Here is a 21900-nt window from a genome sequence, read left to right as displayed (position 1 = left end):
CCATGAGCTTCAATACCCTGATCGACTGGAATAGCTGTAGCCCCGAGCAGCAGCGCGAACTGCTGATGCGCCCGGCGATATCCGCCTCTGAAAGCATCAGCCGCACGGTGGCCGAGATTCTTGAGAACGTCAAAAATAACGGCGACCGGGCGCTGCGTGAATACAGTGCAAAGTTTGACAAAACCGAGGTCGGCGCGCTGCGCGTCAGCGAAGAAGAAATTCAGCAAGCCAGTAGCCGCCTGAGCGACGAGCTGAAACAAGCCATGCAGGCGGCGGTGCGTAATATTGATGCGTTCCACACCGCGCAAATTCTGCCGCCGGTGGATATTGAAACTCAGCCTGGCGTGCGCTGCCAGCAGATTACTCGCCCTATCGCCTCCGTAGGCCTGTATATTCCAGGGGGATCGGCACCGCTCTTCTCGACCGTATTAATGCTGGCGACCCCGGCGCGTATCGCCGGCTGCAAAAAAGTGGTGCTCTGCTCACCGCCGCCGATTGGCGATGAAATCCTCTACGCCGCGCAACTGTGTGGCGTAAAAGAGGTGTTCAACGTGGGCGGCGCGCAGGCCATTGCCGCGCTGGCGCTGGGTACCGAGTCTATTCCTAAGGTCGATAAAATCTTCGGGCCAGGCAATGCGTATGTGACCGAAGCCAAACGTCAGGTCAGCCAACGTCTTGACGGCGCGGCTATCGACATGCCTGCGGGCCCGTCTGAAGTGCTGGTTATTGCCGACAGCGGCGCAACGCCTGACTTTGTTGCTTCCGACCTGCTTTCTCAGGCCGAACACGGCCCCGACTCGCAGGTTATCCTGCTGACGCCAGACGCTACGCTTGCCGAAGGCGTGGCCAAAGCCGTTGAACGCCAGCTCGCCGAGCTTTCCCGCGCCGACACCGCACGTCAGGCGCTCGCCGCCAGTCGACTGATCGTCGCCAGAGATCTTGAGCAATGCGTGGCCATCTCTAACGCCTACGGCCCAGAGCACCTGATTATTCAGACCCGTAACGCGCGTGAACTGGTTGACGATATCACCAGCGCTGGTTCGGTATTCCTGGGTGACTGGTCTCCTGAGTCGGCTGGTGACTATGCTTCCGGCACCAACCACGTTCTTCCGACCTACGGCTATACCGCAACCTGCTCAAGCCTTGGGCTGGCTGATTTCCAGAAACGGATGACGGTACAGGAATTAACTCCCCAAGGTTTCTCTGCCCTGGCCTCCACCATTGAAACACTGGCCGCGGCTGAACGACTGACTGCCCACAAAAATGCCGTCACCCTGCGCGTTAACGCCCTGAAGGAGCAAGCATGAGCACTGACAACTTTCTCAGCGTCACTGATTTAGCCCGTAAGAATGTTCGCGAGTTAACGCCCTATCAGTCTGCCCGTCGTCTTGGCGGTAACGGGGACGTGTGGCTCAACGCGAATGAGTACCCAACCGCCGTTGAGTTCCAGCTACGCCAGCAGACGCTGAACCGCTATCCGGAGTGTCAGCCGAAAGCCGTAATTGAGAATTACGCGCAATATGCTGGCGTCAAACCAGAACAGGTGCTGGTCAGCCGCGGCGCAGATGAAGGGATCGAACTGCTGGTGCGCGCTTTTTGCGAACCCGGTAAAGATGCAATTCTCTACTGTCCGCCGACTTACGGCATGTACAGCGTCAGCGCCGAAACGATTGGCGTTGAATGCCGCACCGTCCCGACCCTGGATAACTGGCAGCTGGATTTACAAGGCATCGCGGACAAGCTTGATGGCGTGAAAGTGGTCTACGTATGCAGCCCCAATAACCCAACCGGCCAGCTGATAAATCCGCAGGACCTACGTTCACTGCTCGAAATGACGCAGGGTAAAGCCATCGTGGTCGCTGATGAGGCCTATATTGAGTTTTGTCCGCAGGCTACGCTGGCAGGCTGGCTGTCTGAGTATCCGCATCTGGCAGTATTACGCACGCTGTCCAAAGCGTTTGCTCTCGCCGGTTTACGCTGCGGATTTACGCTGGCGAATGAAGAGGTTATCAATCTGCTGTTAAAGGTGATTGCCCCCTACCCGCTTTCTACCCCGGTAGCGGATATCGCCGCCCAGGCGCTGACGCCACAAGGGATTTCCGCCATGCGCCAACGCGTAGAGCAGATCCTGCAAGAGCGTCAGTATCTGGTGGAGAACCTGAAAACCATTCGCTGTGTAGAGCAGGTTTTTGACTCTGAAACCAACTATGTTCTGGCGCGCTTCACCGCATCAAGCAGCGTATTTAAATCTTTGTGGGATCAGGGCATTATCTTACGAGATCAGAATAAACAACCTTCATTAAGCGGCTGCCTGCGAATTACTGTCGGAACCCGCGAAGAGAGCCAGCGCGTCATTGACGCCTTACGTGCGGAGCAAGTATGAGCCAGAAGTATCTTTTTATTGACCGTGATGGAACCCTGATTTCAGAACCGCCAAGTGACTTTCAGGTCGATCGCTTTGACAAACTCGCCTTCGAGCCGGACGTCGTTCCCGTTTTGCTGAAGCTGCAAAAAGCCGGCTTTAAGCTGGTGATGATTACTAACCAGGACGGACTCGGTACGCAGAGCTTCCCGCAGGCCGATTTTGACGGTCCGCATAACCTGATGATGCAAATATTCACCTCTCAGGGCGTAGCATTCGATGAGGTGCTGATCTGCCCGCACCTGCCAGCGGACGCGTGTGATTGCCGTAAGCCAAAAGTGAAACTGGTTGAGCAGTATCTGGTTGAACAGGCTATGGATGTGGCAAACAGCTACGTCATTGGTGATCGGGCGACCGATATTCAGCTCGCAGAAAACATGGGCATTAGCGGATTACGCTACCACCGTGACACCCTGAACTGGGCGATGATCGGCGAGCAGTTGACCAAGCGAGACCGCTACGCGCACGTTGAGCGTAATACCAAAGAGACACAGATTGACGTCAAAGTCTGGCTGGACCGCGAAGGCCGTAGCAAAATCAATACCGGCGTTGGCTTCTTTGACCACATGCTGGATCAAATCGCCACCCACGGCGGTTTTCGCATGGAAATAGCCGTCAAAGGCGATCTGTATATTGACGATCACCACACCGTTGAAGATACCGGTCTGGCGCTGGGTGAAGCCTTAAAGCTGGCATTAGGCGATAAACGCGGTATCAACCGTTTTGGTTTTGTGCTGCCGATGGACGAGTGCCTGGCACGTTGCGCGCTGGATATCTCGGGGCGTCCGCACCTGGAATACCGCGCGGAGTTTACCTACCAGCGCGTTGGCGATCTGAGCACAGAGATGATTGAACACTTCTTCCGTTCACTCTCTTACACCATGGGTGTCACCTTGCACCTGAAAACCAAAGGGAAAAATGACCACCACCGTGTGGAGAGCCTGTTTAAAGCCTTTGGTCGTACGCTGCGTCAGGCTATTCGCGTAGAAGGCGATACGCTGCCCTCCTCGAAAGGAGTGCTGTAATGAACGTGGTGATCCTTGATACCGGCTGCGCCAACCTGCACTCGGTGAAATCCGCCGTCGCACGCCATGGATACGACCCGGTTGTCAGCCGTGACCCGGACGTAGTGCTGCGTGCCGATAAACTGTTTCTGCCGGGCGTCGGTACCGCTCAGGCGGCTATGGACCAGTTGCACGAGCGTGAACTGATTGAACTGATTAAAGCTTGTACGCAACCGGTACTGGGGATCTGTTTAGGCATGCAACTGCTTGGCCGCCGCAGCGAAGAGAGTAACGGTGTCTCTCTGCTGGGCATTATTGAGCAGGACGTTCCGAAGATGACCGATTTCGGTCTGCCGCTGCCGCATATGGGCTGGAATCGCGTCTATCCGCAGGCGGGAAATCGTCTGTTCCAGGGCATTGAAGATGGCGCGTATTTCTACTTTGTACACAGCTATGCTATGCCGGTGAACCCGTGGACCATCGCCCAGTGCCATTACGGCGAACCATTTACCGCGGCAGTACAAAAGGACAATTTCTTTGGCGTGCAGTTTCACCCTGAACGCTCGGGCGCGGCTGGGGCACAGTTGCTGAAAAACTTTCTGGAGATGTAATGATTATTCCGGCATTAGATTTAATCGACGGCACGGTGGTGCGTCTTCATCAGGGCGATTACGCAACGCAACGTGATTATGGCAACGATCCTCTCCCCCGTTTACAGGATTACGCAGCTCAGGGTGCCGAAGTACTGCACCTGGTTGATTTAACTGGCGCGAAAGACCCGGCGCAGCGGCAGATCCCACTGATTAAAACGCTGGTCGCAGGTGTCAATGTTCCGGTACAGGTTGGCGGCGGTGTGCGTACTGAGGCGGACGTTGCGGCGCTGCTTGACGCAGGCGTGGCGCGCGTGGTGGTAGGTTCGACGGCAGTAAAATCCCCCGAGGTAGTCAAGGGCTGGTTTGCCCGTTTTGGCGCCGACGCGCTGGTACTGGCGCTGGACGTTCGTATTGACGAGCGCGGAAATAAACAGGTAGCGGTTAGCGGCTGGCAGGAAGATTCTGGGGTTTCTCTGGAAGAACTGGTTGAGACCTATTTACCCGTCGGCCTGAAGCACGTGCTGTGCACCGATATCTCCCGCGACGGCACGCTGGCTGGCTCAAACGTCGCGCTTTATGAAGAAGTGTGCGCCAAATATCAGCAGGTAGCATTCCAGTCATCTGGCGGCATTGGAGGGATCGAGGACGTAGCAGCCCTGCGTGGAACCGGCGTACGCGGCGTGATCGTCGGACGCGCCCTGCTGGAAGGTAAGTTCACCGTTGAGGAGGCCATTCAATGCTGGCAAAACGCATAATTCCTTGTCTGGACGTTCGTGATGGGCAGGTGGTAAAAGGCGTCCAGTTTCGCAATCACGAGATTATTGGCGACATTGTCCCGCTGGCAAAACGCTATGCCGATGAAGGCGCAGATGAACTGGTGTTCTACGATATCACCGCCTCCAGCGATGGCCGCGTAGTGGATAAAAGCTGGGTATCTCGCGTGGCGGAAGTGATCGATATTCCGTTCTGCGTTGCCGGTGGCATTAAATCCATCGACGATGCGGCGCGTATCCTCTCCTTCGGGGCGGATAAAATCTCTATCAACTCCCCGGCGCTGGCCGAACCGGAGCTTATCACCCGCCTGGCGGACCGCTTCGGCGTGCAGTGCATCGTGGTGGGTATTGATACCTGGTATGACGCCGAAACCGGAAAATATCATGTTAATCAATATACCGGGGATGAAAGCCGTACCCGCGTCACACAGTGGGAAACGCTGGACTGGGTGCAGGAAGTACAAAAACGCGGCGCAGGCGAAATCGTCCTGAACATGATGAACCAGGACGGCGTGCGTAACGGTTATGACCTGGAGCAACTGAAAAAAGTGCGCGACGTGTGCCATGTACCGCTGATTGCCTCCGGCGGCGCGGGCACCATGGAACACTTCCTTGAAGCATTCCGGGACGCCGACGTTGACGGCGCGCTTGCCGCCTCCGTCTTTCATAAGCAAATTATTAATATTGGCGAATTAAAAGCGTACCTGGCAACACAGGGCGTGGAGATCAGGATATGTTAACGAAGCAACAATGCCGCGAGCTGGACTGGGAAAAAACCGACGGACTGATGCCAGTCATCGTGCAGCATGCGGTTTCCGGTGAGGTACTAATGCTGGGTTATATGAGCCCGGAAGCACTGGATAAAACGCTTGAAAGCGGCAAAGTGACCTTTTTCTCGCGGACCAAACAGCGCCTGTGGACCAAGGGTGAAACCTCCGGTCACTTCCTGAACGTGGTGAGCATCGCGCCCGACTGCGACAACGACACCCTGCTGGTACTGGTTAACCCGATTGGCCCAACCTGCCATAAAGGCACCTCAAGCTGCTTTGGCGACGCCAGCCACCAGTGGCTGTTCCTGTATCAGCTTGAGCAACTGCTGGCCGAACGTAAAACCGCTGACCCGGCAAGCTCCTACACTGCGAAGCTGTATGCCAGCGGCACTAAACGTATTGCCCAGAAGGTAGGCGAAGAAGGCGTAGAGACCGCGCTGGCCGCAACCGTGAACGATCGTTTCGAACTGACCAATGAAGCCTCTGATCTGATGTATCACCTGCTGGTTCTGCTGCAGGATCAGGACCTGGATCTGACGACGGTGATTGAGAATTTACGCAAAAGACATCAGTAATAGACAGATACCGGCACGATGCCGGTATCTTTATTTAACTGAGTGTTTAATCATTTCCGAATAAATCTCTGGTATAGACTTTATCGGCTACATCCAACAGTTCTTCGGCCATCCGGTTAGAGATTATAACATCGGACTCGCTTTTAAATTTAGTCAGATCACGCTCAACCCGCGAATTGAAAAAACTATCATCTGGCAATACAGGCTCATAGATTATGACCGGGATACCTTTCGCTTTAATACGCTTCATAATACCCTGGATAGACGATGCCCGGAAATTATCTGAGCCACTTTTCATAATCAATCGGTAAATACCGACGACCTTTGGCTTTCGTGAAATAATTGCATCAGCAATAAAGTCTTTTCGCGTCCGATTAGCATCAACGATTGCTGAAATAATATTATTTGGTACAGATTTATAGTTGGCGAGTAATTGCTTAGTGTCTTTTGGCAGACAGTATCCACCGTAACCGAATGAGGGATTGTTGTAATGGTTACCAATACGCGGGTCCAGACAAACCCCTTCGATGATCTGTCGAGCATTAAGCCCCAGGGTTTCTGCATAGCTATCAAGTTCGTTAAAATAGGCAACACGCATCGCCAGATAGGTATTTGCAAAGAGCTTGATAGCTTCGGCTTCGGTTGAGTCGGTAAATAGGGTCGGAATATCTTTCTTCAGAGCCCCTTCCTGTAGCAGTGCAGCAAACGTTTCAGCACGGGAAGATCGTTCACCAATTACAATGCGTGAAGGGTACAAATTGTCATATAGCGCTTTACCCTCTCGCAGGAATTCTGGGGAAAAGATGATATTGTCTGAGCTATACTTTTGACGCATCGATTGAGTAAAACCGACAGGAACAGTCGATTTTATTACCATTACTGCATCTGGATTTATTTTAATAACATCCTGTATAACTGACTCGACGCTGCTAGTATCGAAATAATTAGTTTTGGGATCGTAATCTGTTGGGGTAGCAATAATGACAAATTCTGCGCTCTGATAAGCTTCGTTCTTATCCAGTGTGGCTTTGAATGTTATATCTTTTGATTGCAGATACTGTTCTATTTCATGATCAACTATCGGAGATATCCGATTATTTAGCATCTCGACACGGGAAGGAACTATGTCCAGAGCAATGACCTGATGATGTTGGGCGATAAGAAGACCATTTGACAGGCCAACATATCCGGTACCAGAAATGGTGATTTTCATTTCATTTTCTCAGTGTTAACTTTTGCTCATCATGCTTACATGGAGCATGACCTGTGTTAAAAGTTGTAACGTCTGAGTTGATGATGTGTCAATAAAAGACAGTACAATTCAGATTTACTTCATTACTATAGAACTCCTTTCTTAAGCTAGCATTAAGAAAAATTTAAATCAGTAAGGATTAGATAAAAAACCCAGAAACTTAAATCTGGGCTTTAAATAAGTTAAAGTTAATATTTTAGTAAAAGCATTGAAATTAATAAAATTACATATCTAAATTAATAATCTCGACACATATACAAATAGAAGCTTATGAATAAAAATCATTCATAATTAAAAAATCACTCTATCAAGGAGCATACTCTTTTATGTAGTTTCACGAAGAAAAGACCTAACAGCATTCCAAATTGAACTACTGCACACACAACTGAAAAATGCAGATATCGATAGTCAGCAGCTGGAGCAATAAAAAAATGAGGAAGCGAAAATGAAAATATAAGAAGAGTAAGAACAACATTAAAACGCCTCAATTTTTTCGGTAAAAATTTTGTTATAAAAAGTGAAAAAAGAGAGATGGATAAATAAATCCATGGAAAAAACAAATAAGGGTACTCACTTATCGAATTAATATAAATGTCGCTTAATTTATTAGATATAAAAACATATCCCCACGGATTTTTTACGATAACATCAGCCGCAACAAAAGCAGGATAAACAGCCCCCCAACGGAGTAATTCTATAAAATTGTCGAACCTAACCTTAATATAATCCCCAGGGTAGTCTTTGATTGCAGAAATCCATCTAACTTGTAAATCTTTTAAATTATTAGGATCTGTCGTTGCTATATTCCCAGCTAATGATCTGTAAAACATCGTGTCATTTCCTCCTGGAAAATAGAACTCCAGGGCATTATCCTTACTTAACCCAACCTGCTTAGTAATATAATCAGGAAGAAGTACTTTGTTTTCTATTACACCTATGCCAAGTAAATCATAAGATTGTATATACTGCACAGGTGATATTCTATAAACAGGGAGACATTTGGAAATAATAAATGGTATCACCAAAATCAATAACACTGAGAGTAATGAAAATATTAATTTAGACCTTTGACTGCGTACTTCAGTATTTTCTAAAAACCACCATCCGATCAATACAATAGCAACTAAAATTCCATTTGGTTTACACCCGACAGCAAAAGAAAGTAAAAAAATCAAAAGCAAGAAAATACTTTTGTAAAATTTCCCAGAGTCTATGGAATAAAAAACAATACCTATACTAAGAACTGCCAATGAAGTAAATACAGCATCTTTCCATAGTTGTGCCATAATGATTAACACAGAAGGCATGGCGGCCAATAATAAAACAACTATGCTACCCCACCTGAAATATTTCGCTAATGTTTTAGCAATAAAATAGAACCCAACCCAAAATAGCATTAAATTTTGAACTAAAAATGGCCCTGGGCCATCTGATATATAACCGAGAACCCTCCACCACCATGCCATAATTACCGGATGCCATGAATTATAACGTCCTGTAACAGCATTGTCATATTGGAAGATAGAATCTGGGCTCATCCACCCAGGATAAAATGCGTAAATCGAACACATCATCCCACTTATGCATATAATAAGAAGAACAATTTCAATTCTTACACGTCCTTGGGCGAAGCTAAAAATATTCATAATTCCATCCAACCAATCATATATTATAAATATGATACTTTCGTTTCGAAAAAATCATTTTATTAGCTCCGCCTATTAGAATTGTATCGCCCTAAACAAGCTTTAAAAAGGATTACCAAAACACTCAAGTTGCCATTAAAGCTGCTAATTTTAGTTGGAACTTTTCCACTTGGATAAATACGGGAGGTAGGTAATTCGATGCAGCGGAAACCCAATTTGGGTGCGATATAGGAAAGATAAGCTAATAGTTCGTAGGTCATAAAAACGTCACGGAATGGTGCCACACGTTCATCGAGCAGTAATTTGCTGCTGTAGGCACGAAAACCTTGTGTGGTATCCGTCCAGTGAAATCCTGATGAGATACTGAGGACTGGTGCGTGAATATATTTAATCGCGAAATCACGTGTTTTTGGTGTATTCACCGCAACGCCACCATTGACAAAACGCGAGGCCTGAACGAAATCGTAACCTTTCTCAAGCGCATTGAGGAATTCAGGAATTGAAGACGGATCATCTTTATCATTACCATCAATAGTAATGATATTTTTATATCCTTGCTCAAGTACAAACGCATAACCACAGCGTAATTGTGCACTCAACTTTCCTGGACCTGTTTTAAGCACCAATCCAGAAACACCGAGAGATAATAAGCGATTTTTTTCAAGGGAACCGTCAGTACTTCCTCCATCGACGATAATAATATCAGCAATATCATTAATTTTCAGATTACTTATTTTCGTGAGCAAGCTGACAATTCGGTCACCTTCATTAATAACCGGGATCACAACGCATGCGTCATGCTTTTTGTCCGTCCATAAGGTGATATCGTAAGTTGGGACTTCCCAATTTTTTTCATTTTTCATCGATAAATCCATTATTAAGCAGCCTTTGACGTAATCAGCGCTACACCGACGATGACAAACACCACGCCAGCAATAGTCGTCCAGTGGAAGGTTTCATTAAAAACAAGGACAGATAAAACCGCCACTGCGGCAACCGCTCCAGTTGTCAAAACGGGATGGGCAATGTTCAGAGGGAAAACGGCTAATGCAGCAGCATAGAATAAGAATGCTCCACCATAAAGTGCCAAACCTAGCCAGAAAGGCCAGTTACTCAACGACGCTAACGGATCCGCGAGGGAAGGAAATTTACGTGGAGGCATCATTGCCATCTTGATCAGAACGCTTGCCGAGGCATTACATACAATGCCCAAAATAAGAATTAACCATTTCAAGTTAAATACACCTGCTTAACGATAAAGAGAGGTCACGAGTTGAAGCGCGCGACGAATAGAAACTAAATGAGGCTCATTTTTCGTTGCCAGCATTTCAATAGTGGCAGGATGTGCAGGCAATTGTGAGGTAATTGCCGCCGCAATATTTGCATGGTATGAATATGTATCTCCTGGTGGTGCAAGCTGTGCTTCACTGATATGCACATGGCCAATCACGTCTTTTACTTGCGTTACAATAGCAGAAATATCTTCCTGATTAATAATAATCGCTCCGGTGTCAAGCTGCATTTTAATCGCTGGATGATCAATGCCATTAACGACACGACAGGTTTCTAGGCTGGTTGTCATAAAATTCGCACCATAGATACTCGGATTTGGCTCAAGGCAAACAATGACTCCATTGTCTGCGGCGATATCACCAAGCTGACGGAAAAACACCCGTGATGTATTCTGCACCTGATTTACTGACAAACCAGAGCAATTCCGATTTTTAGGTGAGCCGAATACCAAGCGCGTGGCACCTAGCCCTGCGCCGATACGGCATACTGCAGCCAAGTGATCAAGTAGGCTTTTCTGGACATCTTTACTTCCAAATACATTCAGGCCTGTAGTTCCAAATAACAATGCCTGCATGCCAATGATCTCAATGCCTCGTTCCTGCCACCACTCTTTAACTGCAAGAATATCTGATACTGTCGCAATAACAGGATCCGGGAAATACTTCCCAGGCGCAATATCAATCGCATCAACGTTAAATAAGTTCAATAAATTAGCAACTTCTAGATCTTCTTTAACGTCCCAAGCAAGGTTGGAGATTGATATTCTCATTTATTATATTCCTGCACTTTTTTTGGCTCTGACTGCGCATAATGTCTAACAGCCTGCACCGTGTCTTTCACCGAATATTGGTAATGCTCACTGCCCCCATACAGTGGACCATACACGCTGCGCATATCATAGGTAACAGGTTGTGCGGCCTGCTGCACATCAAAATTAATATTGAAACCATCTCGAGCAATTTTCGCCACCGAAACCGGGGCTGCCGTCAGGTGAACAAGATTAATTTTGTTCTCAAGCGCAATATTAATATCGAACCAAAGGTTCACCATAGGATAGAACTGAAAGATGCTACGGCTTTCTATTTTCTCAACGTTATTCTCATTAAGAAAATCAAAAATAATATTCTTACGTAACCCCGGGCCAACCAGGCCTGGAAGTCGGACAATCAGATGCTGTGGGAACCTCTTCGCAACAAACTGCTCAAGGCGATAACGATTCAAACCATACGCATGCAAATCCTGCACATCGATCACGGAGTTCTCGTCAACACCATTGGGCGATTTGAACACATCTACCGTGCTGATGAGGACAAATGTTTTACACTCAATGCTGTCCAGGCAGGCGATAAGCGAATCTATTATCTCTTGATCACCTTTAGGATCGGCATTCGCGATCCATTTTTTCGCTGGCGCACCGGCGCAGACCACCAAATCAAATTTTTTACCCTTAATATCATTAATATTCGTAGAACGGTAAAAATCGTCAAATTTGGTTTGCTTTAAGAGCGTCGTGCCTACAAACCCGGTATAACCAATCAAAGCCTTAGTCATGATCTCTCCAGTATTTAGCGGTCGCGTCCGGTTTGTACCAGATTAGCCTTTTCGACAGTCGCATCATTTAGCACATTAACGCGGTCTTGGTTAACCATGACAGCACTATTTTTCTCAAACACGACGGAATATGCTGCCTGTTCACTTCGGTCATCCAGCAAACGGCTGAGATATTCCCCGAAAAAAGCCAACATAATAAACTGCAGCATAAACAGAATGGACATAAACAAAACCGTGGTGGTCCAACCCTCCACAACATGGCCATTGATTAGATTCACGATAATACTATAAACCGCAAAAAGCAGCGCACTTAGGCTACCTACTGTGCCAACAATTGACATCCATCGCAACGGACGAGAAGAGTTGAAGACCATCAGACGCACTAAATTGCGAAAACCGTATGCGATAGAACGCTTAACATGCGTTTCACTAACAGGCTGATAAGTCAGTTCACTGGCGGGATAGCCCGTTTTCTGAATACGCATATAGAACTGGTGATGAAAACGACCAGTGTCCGTTACCGCATTCACCGCACGGCGACTGAGACAACGAAGACCTGTTGAGTTTTTAGGGATATGGTAATCGATCGCTTTTAAAATACGCGATGCCGTATCACGCATAATGCGGTACGCGCACGGAAGAGACTGAGTTGAGACACCCACAACAACATCGTAGCCGGACTTACACTCTTCCACGGCGCGATGAATGACATCAACAGGATCTGTCAGATGATCATATAGAACCACAAAGTCGCCAATCGCATTCTCAAGACCTGCAGCCCACACCACATCATCATGAACACAGCCCGACAGTTGCAGAAAACGCACGCTCGGAATGGTTTGTAAAATGTTGTCGATCGCAGAGGTTCTTGGTACATCACGATACGGTCCTTTAGAAACAATTAAGATTTCGTAATCGGTGTAATTATCATCAAGTAAGGATTGAATCTGCTGCAATTTATTCGTTAATTCGTTCGATAAATCATGTGTATTTAAAACAACTGAAACAAAAGATTCACTTTTCACTTGAGTAGTCTCTTTATTTTTAAATAACGTTCATATTTTTAATGGCTTCAAAGGCATCGTATACGTTATCTATTTTGCCCCCCATAATACAGTGAAAACCCTGCATTCCGTGATTCGGCCTAAAGAGAATCGGGCGGGAATCATCTGTTTCACTGCGTGGGAGAAGTGTCTTCACTTCCCACAGAGAGCGCTCATAACGGCACTCACTCAAAATTGGCATGTAACGTGAGGCATCTTTAATCATATATTGCCAGGCACTAGTTCTCGTATCGGAATCAAATTTCTCATGTGAATCGAGGTATTTTTCACCGGGCTTATCGTGCCACTCATAATGAGGTGTATAACGCACGTGACTAAATGAATGCAATCCAACGGACGGGAATGGCATCACGGAGAAAAACGGGCCACACATGATGGTAAAACCAGCTTTTTTGCATACTTCCGGCACATCAACCAGGCACATTTCGGTCATCTCGTGCTTCAAGGGGATCAGTTCAATCCCTGAATTATCCAGAAGATAATTCAGATGTGAATAAGTGCAATTGAACACGTGGTCAGCAACATATTCTTGCACTTCACCGGAGCTTATATCTCTGACCAGAGTTTTAATGCCATTTTCCAGTTTTTCGATTTTATCAACGGAATAGCCGCAGTAGAATTCAGCATTTGAACTATCCAGCCTCTTTAACATAAGCTCACGGAGCTTAAAGGCATCGAACGCAAATTCTTTAACCGTAAAACAGGCATTAATCATTTTTGGATTTACCATGTTCTGGATTTTCGCTGGCGCATAATCACAATCAGCACCAATGCGGTCACAGAACATGCGAAACTGGCTGGCAGACACTTTTCCTAACATTTCGCTGATTAAATAGTATTTATCAAAGTCGGAATCAATGCAGTCACGGAATTCATCAACAAAACGTGGGAAAGAGATACGTGAACGTAAAGCAGTCAAAATACTTCTGGGGTAGTGGTAGCCATTATGCACACGCGCCTGGTTGTTATATGATGCGCGGGACATGTAATTCTTCTCTTTTTCGAAAAGTTTCACTCCATGTCCTAAAAGAGAAAATTGCTCAGCGAGGTACATACCAAAAAAACCACCGCCCACAATTATTATATTTTTACGCATGATTGCATTAATGCCTTAAGTAGAACGCATTTATGTTATTCTCTTCAGATATTAAAACCAAGAGATAACTCTAATGCTATAAAAGGTTTACATACAATAAGGCCATCCATTCGGATGGTCTTATTGTTAAAACAGAAGATATAAAACGCTGTTAATTAATCCAGCCATTCCGTATGGAACACACCTTCTTTATCAGTACGTTTATAAGTATGAGCACCAAAATAATCACGCTGGGCCTGAATCAGGTTTGCAGGTAACACTTCGGCACGATAGCTGTCGTAATAAGCGACAGCCGCAGAGAATGTCGGTACTGGGATGCCATTCTGCACGGCATACGCTACAACATCGCGCAGTGCCTGTTGGTATTCATCAGCAATGTTCTTGAAGTACGGGTCGAGCAGCAGGTTCGCGATACCAGCGTTTTTAGCATAGGCGTCTGTGATTTTCTGCAGGAACTGCGCACGGATGATGCAGCCTGCACGGAAGATTTTTGCAATCTCGCCGTAGTTCAGAGCCCAATTATGCTCGTCAGATGCGGCACGCAGCTGTGAGAAACCCTGAGCATAAGACACGATCTTACCGAGGTACAGCGCACGACGTACTTTCTCAATAAATTCTACCTTATCACCCGCAAGCTGAATTTTAGGACCGGACAGGACTTTAGAGGCAGCAACACGCTGATCTTTCAGTGAAGAGATGTAACGTGCAAACACAGACTCAGTAATCAGAGACAGTGGTTCACCGAGATCCAGAGAGCTCTGGCTGGTCCATTTACCCGTCCCTTTATTCGCCGCTTCATCCAGGATGAAATCCACCAAATATTTACCATCTTCATCTTTTTTAGTGAAGATATCTTTGGTGATATCGATCAGGTAGCTACTCAGTTCGCCGTTATTCCACTCGGTGAAGGTGCTAGCCAGTTCTTCATTGCTTAGGTTCAAACCACCTTTCAATAATGAGTAGGCTTCAGCAATCAGTTGCATATCACCGTACTCAATACCGTTGTGTACCATCTTCACATAGTGACCAGCACCGTCGGCACCGATATACGTCACACACGGTTCACCATCTTCTGCAACAGCGGCGATTTTGGTCAGGATTGGGGCAACCAGCTCGTAAGCTTCTTTCTGGCCACCAGGCATAATAGATGGTCCCTTCAGCGCACCTTCTTCGCCACCGGAGACGCCGGTACCGATGAAGTTAAATCCTTCAGCTGAGAGCTCACGGTTACGACGGATAGTGTCCTGGAAGAACGTATTACCGCCATCAATAATGATATCACCTTTATCCAGATGTGGCTTCAGGGAGTCGATAGCAGCATCAGTGCCCGCCCCCGCTTTCACCATTAACAGGATACGGCGAGGTGTTTCAAGAGATTCAACAAACTCTTTTACCGTATAGTAAGGAACCAGTTTTTTCCCCGGATTCTCGGCGATAACCTCTTCCGTTTTTTCACGCGAGCGGTTGAAAACGGACACGGTGTAACCACGGCTTTCGATGTTGAGCGCCAGGTTGCGCCCCATCACAGCCATACCAACGACGCCGATTTGTTGCTTAGACATTATTTACTCCTGTCAGGTGTGTCATTACCAAAACAATCAACTTTTTATTAGTTTATTTAATAAAACGCCTTTTTAGTACCGTGATGACATAATTGATTCAATCAACATATCCAAGAGGATAATTACTCTGCCATCTCCATGAATCAGACAACATTGCGCGTAAATCTCTTTTTGCACGCCACTTTAGTTCTTGTGCAGCTAAATCAGGGTCTGACCAACATTCAGCTATATCACCAACACGCCTATCTTGTATTTTATATTGTATAGCTATGCCCGTGACTTCTTCGAAGGTTTTAATTAATTCCAATACTGAATAACCTTTACCAGTACCGAGATTATAGACTCTATATCCAGATTGGCTATTAATTTTCTTTAATGCGGCGAGATGCCCCTCTGCCAAATCGACAACATGTATATAGTCCCTCACCCCCGTGCCGTCTGGAGTGGGGTAATCATTACCGAAAATATTTAAACTAGGTAAATTACCGATAGCGACTTGCGTAAGGTACGGAACCAGATTATTAGGTATTCCGCTTGGAGACTCACCAATTTCTCCTGAAAAATGAGCCCCAACTGGATTAAAATATCGAAGACTGGTAATATTAAAATATTTATTAGCTTTAACCACATCTTGCAAAACAATCTCACCAAACAACTTTGTTGAGCCGTATGGATTGGTACTTTCTCCAACGGGTGTAGTTTCGCGTAATGGTATTTCTTTTGGTAGGCCATATATGGTTGCTGACGAACTAAAAATCAAGTTATTCACTTTATTTTCTTTCATTACGTCAAGCAGAACCAATAACGACAGCATATTATTATTATAGTAATCAATCGGAAATTTTACAGACTCGCCAACAGATTTAAGTGCAGCAAAATGAATTACCGCCTCTATTTCGTGATTTTTGAATACATTCCCTAGAAAATCCCCATCACATACGTCACCTTTATAGAATTTAGCATTGCGTCCAGTGATTTTAGCTATGCGTTTAAGGCTAAGATCTGAAGAATTTGATAAATTATCAACAACTATTACATCATAATTGCTCTCCAAGAGAGTCAAAACCGTATGTGAGCCAATATATCCGCAACCGCCAGTCACTAGAATACTCATACCTCTCCCTATTATAAACTTGATTCTAAATACTTTATTAAAAAATTGTTTGTCGAAATAAAATCAACATCAACGGAATTAAAATCATGGCAATTATTAGCAAGAATGCATTTTGCTGACGATAATATCTCTGAAGAGTTTGGCAGAACTATTCTTATCGAAGAGCGGAATTGAGGATTTTCATTCAAAAATAGATCTAAACCCACAGATGGTTCTGTAATTATATGAGCTCCACCAACTAAGCCCAAAAGAATTCTGGGTTCGAAATTATCAATATCTTCAGCCGTGATATTGAGAACTATTTTGCTTCTTGAAATAAAAGATGATAATTCTTGCCAATCCAGTCCATTTTCAATCCAGACAAATTTTAAACCGGATTCTTTAAGTTTAGAAAAAGCATCCGTTCTCTTCTGCGAAGCTCTACCAAAAAACAATAAATCGATATCTTTTTTTTCATTTGGATTAAAATACAATTTATTAACCGGCAAGAAATGATATTTAATATCAAATCCTAACGATTCCATAAAAAATTTTCTAGATTTGTCGTAATGGAATAAGTTTGCATGAGGATTAATGTCTTTTAAACAATGCATGAATTTTCTAACTGCAAGCCATTCTGACCTTTTAGTAGAGAATATGTTAGTTGGAAATATCTCACTTGAGAATTCAATTTGATACACATGACTTAGCTTATATAATTGGCTTCTAACTAAATCACCTCTAAAAACCAAAAGAATATCAGGCTTATACTCCTTACAGAAATCAAGGAGAGAAACATTCTGCTTGAACGGGTCATATGAAGAACATTCAAAAACATCATCAGTATAAGCAAAATGAGGAGAAAACCATTCGATAGGGCCGACGTTTAAAACTTTAATTTTAGCCATTATATGTAAACCAATGGAATTTATTAGAATACAGATCACTAAAATTATATTCAATTAATTCTTCTTTATCGAATATAATTTTCTCATTTAATTTAACCTCGACGTGAGTATGCCATCCCAATGTAGATCGTTCAGATTCAGAACGAACCAATCGTTTCGGAGAGTATTTGCTTTTTGCATGTTCAATTGAGCGAATACTATAGTGAAAACGAGGTAATCTAATCGGAAAAACTTTCCTATCTTTGAAAGCAGCATCATGTCCGCCTGCATGGCTCAAATCTATTCTTTCATCTCCCTGATACCAGATTTTGTTCTGCAATCCATATGAAGGAATACTAGAGATACGATAATAGTTAAAATGTGTTACTGGATTACCAACCGTAAAATTATTATCAACTGGCGTAAAATCAAGCATTCTTAACGAAATACAATTAAAGCCTAAGTCTCTAATTGCATTTAAAGCAATACCAATATTAATATTATAAAAAGGAGAGATGGTAATCTCATCACTATCTTGATGTAGAATCCAGCGATGCTTATAATTTAAAGCAATTTCAGACTTCAAATCTAACATCGCCTTCCACTGATAGTCATTTGTAGGACCGTCAAATGGGAATTGCATGGTATCTAGCACAGATGAAATTTCAGACTTTAGTTTAGAGATAATTGACCAAGTGCCATCATCAGACCAGTTATCAATAATGATCTGCTCATATCCTAATTTGTCATTCTGCCGAATAATGTTTTCTATAATATCATGATCGTTATATGTAGTCATTATAATCAGAGGTTTCTCAACTTCTGACTTCAAAACAGAATGCAAACATTTTAAATGTAATTCTTGGTATATATTTTCGTAATAATCATTATTACTACAAGATAATTGTAGTCGATATTTTTTTAACCATTTTGAATATCTATAAAGAGATAATATATTTTCAATAAATGGCATTTTCGATACAAGATAAAAATAAATTGTTCTTGCCGCTTTTGATTTTTTAACCAATTGTTTAATCTTACTTTTCATAAAAAGATGTTCCAAATAATAACTCTAAAATATAATCTTTCCGCACAAGGCTCTCATGCCATTTTCCCATCGGGAATTTTTCAATTCTATTGAATTTACCTGTGAAAAAATTTCTTTTTTTGCAAAAAAACCTCTTACCAATCAAATTAAAGGGATAGACTTTGACGTTTATTTTTTTTATTTCGGTAGAACTTGTCTTCATTATCTTTTTAATACATGAACCTTTGATCGCTGCAATTGATTCTTTATTATGTCCACTAACTAGACTCGTATCACCATACCATAATTTATTGATCTTATTGTGCACCTCAACTTCAGATTTATAAATTATCTCATAATCATTTGTATCTGCCAGTGACAAAAATTCAGATACGCTAACTCTTAAGTTAACAGTTGTAATTTCTTCGTTTTCTTCTTTGAACATATACCATTTATCATCTGATATTTGCATTCCCTTAAAAGTTTTTATGATAAAACGATGTATCGAGATGGGGAGATTTTTTTTATCAAGTTTTGCTATACTGTTTATAACTTCAAAGTTAACGTAACTTCCTATCGGATAATCTGAATACTTGCTAGATATTACAATTAAAGTGGTTTTAGCTTTGAGAAGATTATTCGAAACAGTTAATCCTGCAAAAATCTTATTTGTAAAACCATAATCGTTAAGTAGACGGCAAAACTCATCCAAAGACCATTCAAGTACATGAAATGGGTTAGTTGGAGGTCCATAGTCAAAAAGCCCCCGTTCTTGAACTCTATCTGGAGTAGAAATTACAATTCCTTTTACTAAAAGTTTTACTCTGCTAAAAAATTTCAGTAGCACGCTGGGGTTTCTCAGATGTTCAATAACATCGCTACAAACAATAACAGAGTCGTTAAGAATTTCTTCAGAGATCTCTGGGATATCGAGATCGAAATCTGCTGCTATATACTGAGCAAAATCATATTTCGTTGTGATGTTATCGATTATAAATTGGTGATCAATCATTATTATCTTGCATTCAGATACATAATCTTTAACTTTTAATATTTTTTTCCCATCACCGCAACCAATATCTATTATGAACTTTGCACTTGTACGTTTAACAATTTCAAAAGCAGATTGATAAACATATGGTTGATATGTTATACCTTCTAGGGAATCATGTCCATCGACATAGTTGATTGAATCTAATCTCGGATTATAGTCATCAAAAAGTCGGTAATCTTTATTAATCATTAATCATACATCCCGTGAGTTGAATATACCCTGCCTGAGGAGAATCTGCAGTTTGAGAAATGACAAGTTTAAAGGCATCGTAAACATGAGTGAGAACAATACTATTGCCAGGAACTCCCTCGTCTAAACCCAGTGCGATGAGATAATCACCCGGTCTAAGGGCAGGTATATCAGCTGAGAATTTTACAGTCCCGCATTCCATACCTTTAGGATTTTTTTGGAATAATACATTATCATTATCAGAATTAAAATGTATAACTGGTTGGTTTAGCTCATTAAAAATTCCCATTGCCCAAAGAGGTTTTTCAGGTACATACCCAAGTTTATATTTTGCTTCGACTGTCAATTTAAATGCTTCGCTATCCCACACACTTGGATTAATGACATCGTTTATCATTATTCTGACGGAATCGAAACTAAATCCAGCCTGTGATTCTATATGTTTATTTGCATCAACAAATATATACCCTTCTGTTCCTGAATTTTCATAGTCAGCGTCGTTCTTCTCATTTGATTTAGTTTCTACAGAATCTAAGCCACCCGTCATGTAATTTTCGTATGCTCTGACAACTTTTTTTGGTTCCCCATCTACCTTAACAACGCCATCCTGGAGCCAAATTGCCCTATCGCAAAACAGTTCCACCATGCGGGGACTATGAGAAACAAAAATGAATGTACATCCCTTTTCGCGTAACTTTTCAATTAAACGTAGGCATTTTGTTTGAAATTGTAAGTCCCCAACGGATAACGCTTCATCTACGATTAATATATCAGGCTCCATCTGTGATGCGATGGCAAAAGCTAACCTAATAAACATGCCGCTTGAATAAACTTTTACTGGTTGTTCTATAAACTCACCAATATCTGCAAATGAAATGATTTCGTTCTCTTTTGTTTTTGTTAACTCTACACCATAAATAGTCGCACTTAACTTTATATTTTCTCGGCCACTAAATTCGGGATTAAACCCAGCTCCAAGCTCCAAGAGAGCAGAAACTTTTCCATTAATAGTAATTTTTCCTGATGATGGTGGCAAAATACCCGCAAGGATTTGTAGTAAAGTAGATTTGCCAGCGCCGTTCTTCCCAAGAATACCAACAGATTCACCTTTCTTTACCTTAAGGGAAAAATCTTTAAGAGCATAAAAATCCCTGGCCTTACCTAAATATCCATTACTGAATATATCCATAAAGCGCTGTCGAGAATTGTCATACATTTTATATTTTTTACTTATATTATTTATTTCCAGCGCAAAGTCATAAGACATCAGAAAATCCTCCTTTACATTTTCTAAAGAAAATAAAGCCAACTATTGTGACAATGCAAGAAAAAAATAGTACTTTAGAAAACATAACTACAGATGGGATAATTCCAAATATAGCAACCTCCCGGATCATTTCAATGGTCATTGCTATTGGGTTCAAATGAAATATGAATTGATACTTTTCTGGTACAGATGACATTGGATAAAAAATTGGACATGAAAACATCAATATCATGACGAGAACGCCTATGAACTGCGCAACATCCTTGAAATATACTCCGAGTGCAGAAAAGAACCAACCAGCACCGAGAGAAATCATTATAACTGGCAATAAATATATAGGCATTAAGAGTATAGTTGAGTGTACTTCTCCACCAAAAAATAAAAGAATAAAAATCCAAGCAATAAAACCCATAAAGAAATTAAAAAGGGCAGATATAACATTTACAATTGGCAAAATTTCGATTGGGAATATTATTTTTTTAACAAAGTTTGCATTTCCGCTAATAAGCCACGGAGAACGTGATACGCTATCAGCAAAAATATTATAAGTTAACATACCAATGAATAATATAATTGCAAAATCAGCTTTTGAATTTTCAACTCCAGCCCAACGAGATTTAAATATTGTCCCGAACACAAACGAATAAACCATCAGCAACAATAAAGGAGTTATGATAGCCCATAAGAAACCAAAAAAGGATCCTTTATATTTAGATAAAATATCTCTTTTTGAAAGATCTATTATTAGACGAATATTTTTTCTTGAAATACACATAATTACC

22 protein-coding genes are annotated in these 21900 nt (G+C 43.2%); 7 read left to right on the top strand and 15 right to left on the bottom strand.

From position 1 onward, the window contains the following. The first annotated feature begins 2 nt into the window (after positions 1–2). From hisD to hisIE, 7 genes are read left to right on the top strand one after another with little or no spacing between them, the layout of a single operon-like run. Positions 3–1307, top strand: a complete 1305-nt coding sequence (hisD, locus tag HVZ52_RS08635; RefSeq protein WP_181599142.1) for a histidinol dehydrogenase — start codon at positions 3–5, stop codon at positions 1305–1307. Next, positions 1304–2383 (top strand): histidinol-phosphate transaminase, encoded by a 1080-nt coding sequence (gene hisC, locus HVZ52_RS08630; protein ID WP_016156893.1) that lies wholly within the window; start codon positions 1304–1306, stop codon positions 2381–2383. Before hisD ends, hisC begins: the two co-directional genes overlap by 4 nt. Next, on the top strand, positions 2380–3447 hold the full coding sequence (gene hisB, locus HVZ52_RS08625) for a bifunctional histidinol-phosphatase/imidazoleglycerol-phosphate dehydratase HisB (RefSeq protein WP_016153556.1): 1068 nt from the start codon (positions 2380–2382) through the stop codon (positions 3445–3447). Before hisC ends, hisB begins: the two co-directional genes overlap by 4 nt. Next, entirely contained in the window at positions 3447–4037 is a 591-nt protein-coding gene (hisH, locus tag HVZ52_RS08620) for an imidazole glycerol phosphate synthase subunit HisH (protein ID WP_003030129.1), read from the top strand. The genes hisB and hisH overlap by 1 nt, the downstream gene beginning before the upstream one ends. Beyond that, complete coding sequence (hisA, locus tag HVZ52_RS08615; protein WP_047415448.1) at positions 4037–4774, top strand: 1-(5-phosphoribosyl)-5-[(5-phosphoribosylamino)methylideneamino]imidazole-4-carboxamide isomerase; 738 nt, start codon at positions 4037–4039, stop codon at positions 4772–4774. Before hisH ends, hisA begins: the two co-directional genes overlap by 1 nt. After that, the gene (gene hisF / locus HVZ52_RS08610; protein WP_019077116.1) at positions 4756–5532 is read left to right on the top strand and encodes an imidazole glycerol phosphate synthase subunit HisF; all 777 of its coding nucleotides are present in this window, start codon (positions 4756–4758) and stop codon (positions 5530–5532) included. The genes hisA and hisF overlap by 19 nt, the downstream gene beginning before the upstream one ends. After that, positions 5526–6137: a bifunctional phosphoribosyl-AMP cyclohydrolase/phosphoribosyl-ATP diphosphatase HisIE gene (gene hisIE / locus HVZ52_RS08605; RefSeq protein ID WP_181599141.1), complete on the top strand. Its 612-nt coding sequence runs from the start codon at positions 5526–5528 to the stop codon at positions 6135–6137. The genes hisF and hisIE overlap by 7 nt, the downstream gene beginning before the upstream one ends. 46 nt (positions 6138–6183) lie before the next feature. Here the strand turns inward: hisIE and ugd are convergent, their stop codons facing one another. The 15 genes from ugd to HVZ52_RS08530 all read right to left on the bottom strand — a co-directional run bounded on the left by ugd (position 6184) and on the right by HVZ52_RS08530 (position 21893). Next, a complete protein-coding gene (gene ugd, locus HVZ52_RS08600) occupies positions 6184–7350 on the bottom strand; it encodes a UDP-glucose 6-dehydrogenase (protein ID WP_181599140.1) in 1167 nt (388 codons plus the stop codon). 338 nt (positions 7351–7688) lie between these two features. Next, positions 7689–9035 carry a hypothetical protein gene (locus HVZ52_RS08595; RefSeq protein ID WP_249417951.1) on the bottom strand — a complete coding sequence of 449 codons (1347 nt, stop codon included), beginning with the start codon at positions 9033–9035 and terminating at the stop codon, positions 7689–7691. 62 nt (positions 9036–9097) lie between these two features. Beyond that, a complete protein-coding gene (locus tag HVZ52_RS08590; protein WP_181599139.1) occupies positions 9098–9898 on the bottom strand; it encodes a glycosyltransferase family 2 protein in 801 nt (266 codons plus the stop codon). A 14-nt stretch (positions 9899–9912) separates the two neighbouring features. After that, the gene (locus HVZ52_RS08585; protein WP_181599138.1) at positions 9913–10269 is read right to left on the bottom strand and encodes a multidrug transporter; all 357 of its coding nucleotides are present in this window, start codon (positions 10267–10269) and stop codon (positions 9913–9915) included. A gap of 15 nt (positions 10270–10284) precedes the next feature. Then, entirely contained in the window at positions 10285–11097 is an 813-nt protein-coding gene (locus HVZ52_RS08580; RefSeq protein WP_181599137.1) for a TIM barrel protein, read from the bottom strand. After that, positions 11094–11879, bottom strand: coding sequence for a pyridine nucleotide transhydrogenase (locus HVZ52_RS08575; protein WP_103283978.1), 786 nt, complete (start codon positions 11877–11879; stop codon positions 11094–11096). Before HVZ52_RS08575 ends, HVZ52_RS08580 begins: the two co-directional genes overlap by 4 nt. A 14-nt stretch (positions 11880–11893) precedes the next feature. Continuing rightward, positions 11894–12904: a glycosyl transferase family 2 gene (locus tag HVZ52_RS08570; RefSeq protein ID WP_137367257.1), complete on the bottom strand. Its 1011-nt coding sequence runs from the start codon at positions 12902–12904 to the stop codon at positions 11894–11896. A 19-nt stretch (positions 12905–12923) separates the two neighbouring features. Next, on the bottom strand, positions 12924–14039 hold the full coding sequence (locus HVZ52_RS08565) for an FAD-dependent oxidoreductase (RefSeq protein ID WP_181599136.1): 1116 nt from the start codon (positions 14037–14039) through the stop codon (positions 12924–12926). 155 nt (positions 14040–14194) lie between these two features. Beyond that, the gene (gene gndA, locus HVZ52_RS08560) at positions 14195–15601 is read right to left on the bottom strand and encodes an NADP-dependent phosphogluconate dehydrogenase (protein ID WP_181599135.1); all 1407 of its coding nucleotides are present in this window, start codon (positions 15599–15601) and stop codon (positions 14195–14197) included. Positions 15602–15698: 97 nt separating this feature from the next. After that, positions 15699–16715 carry a UDP-glucose 4-epimerase GalE gene (gene galE / locus HVZ52_RS08555; protein WP_181599134.1) on the bottom strand — a complete coding sequence of 339 codons (1017 nt, stop codon included), beginning with the start codon at positions 16713–16715 and terminating at the stop codon, positions 15699–15701. An 11-nt stretch (positions 16716–16726) separates the two neighbouring features. Then, a complete protein-coding gene (locus HVZ52_RS08550; protein WP_181599133.1) occupies positions 16727–17602 on the bottom strand; it encodes a hypothetical protein in 876 nt (291 codons plus the stop codon). Continuing rightward, positions 17595–18629 carry a glycosyltransferase family 2 protein gene (locus HVZ52_RS08545; RefSeq protein ID WP_181599132.1) on the bottom strand — a complete coding sequence of 345 codons (1035 nt, stop codon included), beginning with the start codon at positions 18627–18629 and terminating at the stop codon, positions 17595–17597. Before HVZ52_RS08545 ends, HVZ52_RS08550 begins: the two co-directional genes overlap by 8 nt. Beyond that, positions 18619–19851 (bottom strand): class I SAM-dependent methyltransferase, encoded by a 1233-nt coding sequence (locus tag HVZ52_RS08540; RefSeq protein WP_181599131.1) that lies wholly within the window; start codon positions 19849–19851, stop codon positions 18619–18621. Before HVZ52_RS08540 ends, HVZ52_RS08545 begins: the two co-directional genes overlap by 11 nt. Then, positions 19844–21118, bottom strand: coding sequence for an ABC transporter ATP-binding protein (locus tag HVZ52_RS08535; RefSeq protein WP_181599130.1), 1275 nt, complete (start codon positions 21116–21118; stop codon positions 19844–19846). The genes HVZ52_RS08540 and HVZ52_RS08535 overlap by 8 nt, the downstream gene beginning before the upstream one ends. Beyond that, complete coding sequence (locus tag HVZ52_RS08530; RefSeq protein WP_181599129.1) at positions 21108–21893, bottom strand: ABC transporter permease; 786 nt, start codon at positions 21891–21893, stop codon at positions 21108–21110. Before HVZ52_RS08530 ends, HVZ52_RS08535 begins: the two co-directional genes overlap by 11 nt. Between the last annotated feature and the right edge of the window lie 7 nt (positions 21894–21900).

The sequence above is a fragment of the Citrobacter sp. RHB36-C18 genome (assembly GCF_013814485.1).
GTDB classification, from domain to species: domain Bacteria; phylum Pseudomonadota; class Gammaproteobacteria; order Enterobacterales; family Enterobacteriaceae; genus Citrobacter; species Citrobacter braakii.
This window is presented reverse-complemented; position numbering and strand designations above follow the sequence as displayed.

What these genes read in the sequence shown, in the direction of transcription:
- hisD (WP_181599142.1), top strand. Translation starts at nt 3, where the DNA reads ATGAGCTTCAATACCCTGATCGACTGGAATAGCTGTAGCCCCGAGCAG.
- hisC (WP_016156893.1), top strand. Translation starts at nt 1,304, where the DNA reads ATGAGCACTGACAACTTTCTCAGCGTCACTGATTTAGCCCGTAAGAAT.
- hisB (WP_016153556.1), top strand. Translation starts at nt 2,380, where the DNA reads ATGAGCCAGAAGTATCTTTTTATTGACCGTGATGGAACCCTGATTTCA.
- hisH (WP_003030129.1), top strand. Translation starts at nt 3,447, where the DNA reads ATGAACGTGGTGATCCTTGATACCGGCTGCGCCAACCTGCACTCGGTG.
- hisA (WP_047415448.1), top strand. Translation starts at nt 4,037, where the DNA reads ATGATTATTCCGGCATTAGATTTAATCGACGGCACGGTGGTGCGTCTT.
- hisF (WP_019077116.1), top strand. Translation starts at nt 4,756, where the DNA reads ATGCTGGCAAAACGCATAATTCCTTGTCTGGACGTTCGTGATGGGCAG.
- hisIE (WP_181599141.1), top strand. Translation starts at nt 5,526, where the DNA reads ATGTTAACGAAGCAACAATGCCGCGAGCTGGACTGGGAAAAAACCGAC.
- ugd (WP_181599140.1), bottom strand. Translation starts at nt 7,350, where the DNA reads ATGAAAATCACCATTTCTGGTACCGGATATGTTGGCCTGTCAAATGGT.
- HVZ52_RS08595 (WP_249417951.1), bottom strand. Translation starts at nt 9,035, where the DNA reads ATGAATATTTTTAGCTTCGCCCAAGGACGTGTAAGAATTGAAATTGTT.
- HVZ52_RS08590 (WP_181599139.1), bottom strand. Translation starts at nt 9,898, where the DNA reads ATGAAAAATGAAAAAAATTGGGAAGTCCCAACTTACGATATCACCTTA.
- HVZ52_RS08580 (WP_181599137.1), bottom strand. Translation starts at nt 11,097, where the DNA reads ATGAGAATATCAATCTCCAACCTTGCTTGGGACGTTAAAGAAGATCTA.
- HVZ52_RS08575 (WP_103283978.1), bottom strand. Translation starts at nt 11,879, where the DNA reads ATGACTAAGGCTTTGATTGGTTATACCGGGTTTGTAGGCACGACGCTC.
- HVZ52_RS08565 (WP_181599136.1), bottom strand. Translation starts at nt 14,039, where the DNA reads ATGCGTAAAAATATAATAATTGTGGGCGGTGGTTTTTTTGGTATGTAC.
- gndA (WP_181599135.1), bottom strand. Translation starts at nt 15,601, where the DNA reads ATGTCTAAGCAACAAATCGGCGTCGTTGGTATGGCTGTGATGGGGCGC.
- galE (WP_181599134.1), bottom strand. Translation starts at nt 16,715, where the DNA reads ATGAGTATTCTAGTGACTGGCGGTTGCGGATATATTGGCTCACATACG.
- HVZ52_RS08550 (WP_181599133.1), bottom strand. Translation starts at nt 17,602, where the DNA reads ATGGCTAAAATTAAAGTTTTAAACGTCGGCCCTATCGAATGGTTTTCT.
- HVZ52_RS08545 (WP_181599132.1), bottom strand. Translation starts at nt 18,629, where the DNA reads ATGAAAAGTAAGATTAAACAATTGGTTAAAAAATCAAAAGCGGCAAGA.
- HVZ52_RS08540 (WP_181599131.1), bottom strand. Translation starts at nt 19,851, where the DNA reads ATGATTAATAAAGATTACCGACTTTTTGATGACTATAATCCGAGATTA.
- HVZ52_RS08535 (WP_181599130.1), bottom strand. Translation starts at nt 21,118, where the DNA reads ATGTCTTATGACTTTGCGCTGGAAATAAATAATATAAGTAAAAAATAT.
- HVZ52_RS08530 (WP_181599129.1), bottom strand. Translation starts at nt 21,893, where the DNA reads ATGTGTATTTCAAGAAAAAATATTCGTCTAATAATAGATCTTTCAAAA.